Source organism: Sphingomonas sp. Leaf339, assembly GCF_001426195.1.
In the GTDB taxonomy this organism is placed as follows: domain Bacteria; phylum Pseudomonadota; class Alphaproteobacteria; order Sphingomonadales; family Sphingomonadaceae; genus Sphingomonas.
Window position 1 is genome coordinate 1 of sequence record NZ_LMRS01000035.1, and the last position, 448, is coordinate 448.

Here is a 448-nt window from a genome sequence, read left to right on the forward strand (position 1 = left end):
CGCCAGGTGCCGTCCTGCTCCGTGAAGAACGACGCGCCCCAGTAAATGGCCGCGGCGTAAACCACCAGCCACTGCACTTCGACAACCAGGCGGCGCATTTCTTCGCGCGCCGTCAGAGTCGAGAAGTCGCGCGTGCGCGTCTTCCAAAGAAAGCCCGCAAGGCCAATGCCCGAGATCAGCTCAAGCGGAATCTCGGTCCAAAGGATCGACATCCAATAGGTCTGGAACTCCGGCGCAAACGAGTCCAGGCCGGCGCGCCAGCCATAAATCTGCTCGTAAATGCGAACGACCAGATAGAACCCGTTCAGAACGGCCAGGCCGATCCACATGCCCTTCAGGTCAACTACAGCTTCCGTGCCAGCAGCAGCCCGGGCTGCTGTGTCAGTCGTTGAGCTCATACCCTTCTCCTCCAATGTGCTCCCAGGGAATTGCGCGTGACCGGTATCGC

Annotated in this window: 1 protein-coding gene; it reads right to left on the reverse strand. The window is 60.5% G+C overall.

Features of this window, described 5'->3' with window-relative positions; genetic code table 11:
• Nucleotides 1-398, reverse strand: a 398-nt coding sequence (locus ASG67_RS14100; protein ID WP_235535226.1) for a methane monooxygenase/ammonia monooxygenase subunit C, incomplete at its 3' end; no start/stop codon positions are given.
• Nucleotides 399-448 lie beyond the last annotated feature (50 nt).